Here is a 5,005-nt window from a genome sequence, read left to right on the forward strand (position 1 = left end):
GACTTAAAAAAACGCTACTGGGGGCGCCATTTTTGGGCGCGAGGATACTTTTGTGTAACATCAGGAGAACTGACAGAAGAAATGATTCAAAACTATTTGGAGCATCATTTTGAACCTAAAGGTGATGATAATTTCAGAACCGAAAGCTAAACGGGTCTTAAGACCCGTATCCTGACTTTAGTCATTGTCACTAACCCACCAGCTTTAGCTGGTGGTTGTTTAGTGAAGCTTCAAGCAGATCATGTCTACTTGGAATGGCCGGGCTTCGGTTCTATAACGCCCGATCCTCATATCAACTCTATGGATGACTTGGTCGAACGGGTTGTGGCTGAGATCGATCGGCCTTGCGCGCTGATTGCGCAATCAATGGGTTGCATTATGGCGATCCGGGCTACCCTTGAGCAGCCTGGTTTTGTGACCCATCTGGTATTGGCGGTGACTTCTGGAGGTATGGATTTGCAGCGTTTTGGCGCACTTAACTGGCGCCCGCTTATGTACGCAGCCAATCCTTCGTTTCCGCGCTGGTTTGCTGATTATAATGAAGACCTGTCTTGCCTGCTGCCGAAGATTCAAGCACCTACCTTGCTTCTGTGGGGGGATGCGGATCCGATCAGTCCTGTCGGTGTTGGGCGCGAGATCGCATCTTTGCTGCCGAACGCTAAACTGCATATTGTGTCCGGTGGTGACCATAATCTCGCTATGGCCCATGCGAAGGAAGTGGCACCATTGATTGATGCCCATCTCGCCAACGCGGTCTGAGTGATCGAACTAATGGTAGCGAAGATTGAGATTGTGTATGCCCCGTCCGATCTGCATTTTAATATATTTTGCCATTTTAGCGGTGTTTGCTGTGACCGGGTCGGCGATCTTTATTGGCGATAGGCTCAGTCAATCTGCTCAGCGGTCTGTCGGCATGGCACCGCCAGACCTGCCTGCTGAATCAATTATCCTGTGCATCCCTCCGGATAGTGTAGATGCTTCGGCTGGTTATATTTCTGGCTGGCTCGCACGCGGTACGCCTGGAATGGGAGTTGTTCTGCTGTTGCATGGTGTGCGCAGTGACCGGCGCCAGATGCTTGGGCGCGCCATATTTCTGTTCCAGAGCGGATACTCGGTGATGCTCATTGATCTTCCAGCGCATGGAGAAAGCAGTGGAGACCGCATTACCGTTGGCTATCATGAAGCCAATGGTGTCAGATCCGCTGTGCATTATCTAGCTGAATTATTTCCCGACGAGGCCTTCGCTGTCATTGCCGTTTCATTGGGTGCGGCAGCATTCATGCTCTCGCAGGCATCACCTGCCCCCCATGCCGTGGTGTTGGAATCGATGTATCCGACTATTGAAAATGCAATTGATCATAGAATGCAGCAACGGCTGGGGTCGTTTGGGCGCTTGCTGACGCCGCTTTTTCTCTGGCAATTACCTATTCGATGGGGTATCTCGCCAGACCAGCTTCGTCCCATTGACGCATTGCCTGCGTTACATAGTCCAGTATTGATCATGTCTGGTGCTGAAGACCGGCATACTCCCGTGTCGGAAACGCAGCGCTTGTTTGACGCCGCCAATCCGCCTAAAGAGCTATCTATCGTGGCTGGTGCCGCACATGTTGATCTTCATGCATTTGATCCCAAGGGTTACGAATCCAGGGTGTCCACTTTTTTGCACAAGTATCTTTGTAACGGAAATTGTACAGTTAAACAATCAGATGCAGAACGGTGCACGCAAGCCTGCTCAAACCAACTTGTGGTCGAGTAGGATAAAGCCATGCCATGACGATCGCCTGATATACTCAAATCGCACCCCGACTGCCATCTGTGCATGTGGCGCAATAGTCTTGTATCCAAATCCGTATTTTGACACTCATTGGGCCGTCAGCAGGCACTTTGAGAGCCAGCCCCGCTTTGTTTGACACCCAATATGATCTTCAGTACATTCTTGATTGGTGAGAGAAAATATTTGTTTCTAATACATGGAGGTGTAACCATGCAGATTACCCTAAGTGCGATCAAAGCCGACGTTGGGAGTATCGGAGGACATACCCGGCCCAGTGAGGAAATGCTAGATGCTGTGGGTATGCTATTGCAAAAGAATATTGATTCCGGCTTATTGATTGATGGCACAGTTACCTTTACGGGTGATGATATCGCCATTATTTTTTCTCACCGACATGGCGTCAACAATGCGAAAATTCATGTCGGTTTTGCATGGGAAGCATTCCTGGCGGCTGCGAAGGTGGCCGAAGCCCAGGGGAATTATGGTGCGGGGCAGGATCTTCTGGTTGATGCGCCATCGGGGAATGTGCGTGGGGCTGGGCCCGGTGTCGCCGAAATCGAATTTGAACTTGATGCAAAATCAGAATACCGCCCGGCGGAATCCTTCATGATATTTGCGGGCGATAAGTGTGCGCCAGGAGCGTTCAACCTACCTTTGTATTTGACCTTCACCGATCCCATGCATAATGGTGGTTTGCTGCTGAATCCTAAAATGCATTTGGGATGGACAATTACCATTATTGATATGGATCATAAAGGGGAGGCCGATGACCGTATCATACGGCTTGATGTTCCCGAACGTTCCTGGGACGTTGCGGCATTGTTGCAAAACCCCGATCGCTATGCGGTTGAATCCATTCATTCTCGTTACAAGCCCCATGAACAAGTCGTCTCGGTAGCTGCTACCCGCTTGCATAATATTGCCGGCAAATATACCGGTAAAGATGATCCGATCGCAATCATACGTAATCAGGGCATCTTTCCAGCGCCTGAAGAAATTATTGAGCCCTATGCTACAGTTAATCAGATTATCAGTGGCGATGCGCGTGGATCACACAATATGCCGCAATTGCCGGTACCAGTGAATACCGCTGTGACCGGTCCCTATTGCCATCCCATCATTTCAGCAATCGGTTTCTCAATGAACCATGAGGGCAAGTTTGCTGAACGCTATGTGGATTTCTTTGATAACCAAGCATGGGATTACGCCCGCCATTTATCACAACGCCGCGCAGCAGAAATAAGGCGCCAAGGGTTTTTTGGCATTGCCATGGCTCAGCAAACGGAAATCGCTTACACTGGTCTGGTCAATACTTGGAAACAACTGGATGATGAGTTTGAATTTCGGAAAAGCTAGGAGGCTGTCCTAGAATCGTAAGAGAGACTGTGATCTACTGCGGACGAACCTGCCAGGCTGGATTTTTCGATCTTTTTCGTTGAATAGAGCCACTATTCGCCTTAAATGATCGAAAAATCCCGCTCAACCAGCTTCGTCCTCGCTACGATCGCTATTCTCGGACAGCCTCCTAGCTCTTGCAATGTTCCGCATGTTTTTTCGCACAATAGCCAGGATTGAATGGTTGTGTGTGCCTGCTTAGCAGAGTAATGATACGTCTCGGCAGGCACATTCAGTATTGCAGTCTTTATCTTGAAAGCTGTACGTTAAAGCCTGCCGAGCTGAGATTTTATAGTGTGTGTACAGGTGGTTGATCGCAAAAAGCCGGGATTATTGAATTAGCCTTGTAACCAGGAGTGTGTCTTGCCATGATCTTATCGAGAGACCGGTTGCGGTTTTTGCTGTCAAGGGTTCGTGAGCGGTTGTGGGTAAAACCCCTCTTGATTTGCCTGTTGTCTATCCTTGGGGTATTTTCAGCCAGACTCATGGATACGATCCCGCTTGTACAGCATATTGTCATCATCAAGGCGGACACGATCGCGGCTTTGCTTTCAATCATGGCTTCCAGTATGTTGGTTATCGCCACGTTTGCAGTGGCATCGATGGTGTCGGCCTATGCCTCGGCAAGCAGCACTGCCACGCCACGCAGCTTTTCGCTGGTGATCGCTGACGATGTATCACAAAATGCGCTTTCAACTTTCATTGGTGCATTTATATTCAGCATTGTCTCGCTGGCGGCAGTGAAGAACAACTATTTCGAAGAAGACGGTCTTTTTGCCCTTTTTCTCCTGATGGCATTGGTATTTGCGCTGGTGATTGTGACTTTTGTTCGCTGGGTGGACCGCATAGCGCGCTTGGGGCGTTTGGGGTCGACCATTGACAAGGTCGAGCAGGTGACGGCGGAGGCACTGACGCGGCTACGGAATGCGCCATTACTGGGGGGCGTGCCGGTCGCTACACAGCCCATTGCGGGAGAGCCGGTCTATGCGACCGAGGTGGGTTACCTGCAGCAGGTGGGTGTTGCCGCGCTCCAGGCCTATGCTGAGCAGATACAGGGGCGGGTGGTCGTGATGGCTCTGCCAGGTGCGTTTGTCACGCCCAGCCTGGCATTGGCATATGTCTGTATCGGCAGTGGCGCGTCAGCCGACAGGCATCACAGGCAAGTGGTCGAAGCTTTCCAGTTTGGCAGTACCCGTCTTTTCAATGATGATCCGCGGTTTGGACTGATCGTCTTGTCTGAAATTGCAAGTCGTGCGTTATCACCTGCCGTCAATGATCCTGGTACGGCAATCGATGTGATTGGCAGGTTGGTAAGATTGTTTGTGTACTGGAGCGGACAGACTAGAGGCGAGGATGCTGAAGAACCGCTATATGACAGGGTCAGCGTGCCAACGATTTCGGTCCATGACATGTTTGATGATGCCTTTACTGCGATAGCCCGGGATGGTGCGGGGCTGGTCGAAGTTGCGGTGCGTCTGCAAAAAGCATTTCATGCGCTGGCCATGGAGAATGACACTGACCTACGGCAAGCGGCCAAACAGCACTCGCGGTTAGCGTTGAAGCGCGCGGAAAAGGCGATCACGCTGGCAGCAGATCGTGCGCGCGTGCGCAGGGCAGCCAGGTGGTGAAGCAAAAAGATGGCCACTTTTTTGTGGCGGGATACTTTACTTGGGCAAGATTCCAGATTGAAAAGACAATTTCTGATCGGACGGTATGCATTCATTCGGATGTCTGTAAAGTGGGCTCGTCAGCAGAATCTGTGGGCGACATCCGGTTCAGGTAGCGCGCCAAGTGCATGATATAATGCGATTTCTGCGCCATGAAAGGTTCGAAATC

Annotated in this window: 5 protein-coding genes; all 5 read left to right on the forward strand. The window is 50.6% G+C overall.

What is annotated here, in order from left to right; all coding sequences use genetic code 11:
- On the forward strand, positions 1-150 hold a 150-nt coding region (locus BLV85_RS14160; RefSeq protein ID WP_176973882.1), incomplete at its 5' end, for a transposase.
- Positions 151-222: 72 nt separating this feature from the next.
- Positions 223-759 carry an alpha/beta fold hydrolase gene (locus tag BLV85_RS14165; RefSeq protein WP_281245764.1) on the forward strand — a complete coding sequence of 179 codons (537 nt, stop codon included), beginning with the start codon at positions 223-225 and terminating at the stop codon, positions 757-759.
- A 154-nt stretch (positions 760-913) separates the two neighbouring features.
- Positions 914-1,756, forward strand: coding sequence for an alpha/beta hydrolase (locus BLV85_RS14170; protein WP_143032360.1), 843 nt, complete (start codon positions 914-916; stop codon positions 1,754-1,756).
- Between the two features lie 162 nt (positions 1,757-1,918).
- The gene (locus BLV85_RS14175; RefSeq protein WP_281245765.1) at positions 1,919-3,130 is read left to right on the forward strand and encodes a fructose 1,6-bisphosphatase; all 1,212 of its coding nucleotides are present in this window, start codon (positions 1,919-1,921) and stop codon (positions 3,128-3,130) included.
- 407 nt (positions 3,131-3,537) lie between these two features.
- Positions 3,538-4,797 carry a DUF2254 domain-containing protein gene (locus BLV85_RS14180; RefSeq protein ID WP_090415874.1) on the forward strand — a complete coding sequence of 420 codons (1,260 nt, stop codon included), beginning with the start codon at positions 3,538-3,540 and terminating at the stop codon, positions 4,795-4,797.
- Positions 4,798-5,005 lie beyond the last annotated feature (208 nt).

The organism is Nitrosomonas halophila, from assembly GCF_900107165.1.
Lineage (GTDB): Bacteria > Pseudomonadota > Gammaproteobacteria > Burkholderiales > Nitrosomonadaceae > Nitrosomonas > Nitrosomonas halophila.

Coding starts and splice junctions, on each gene's coding strand:
- BLV85_RS14170 (WP_143032360.1), top strand. CDS start 914: ATGGCACCGCCAGACCTGCCTGCTGAATCAATTATCCTGTGCATCCCT.
- BLV85_RS14175 (WP_281245765.1), top strand. CDS start 1,919: ATGATCTTCAGTACATTCTTGATTGGTGAGAGAAAATATTTGTTTCTA.
- BLV85_RS14180 (WP_090415874.1), top strand. CDS start 3,538: ATGATCTTATCGAGAGACCGGTTGCGGTTTTTGCTGTCAAGGGTTCGT.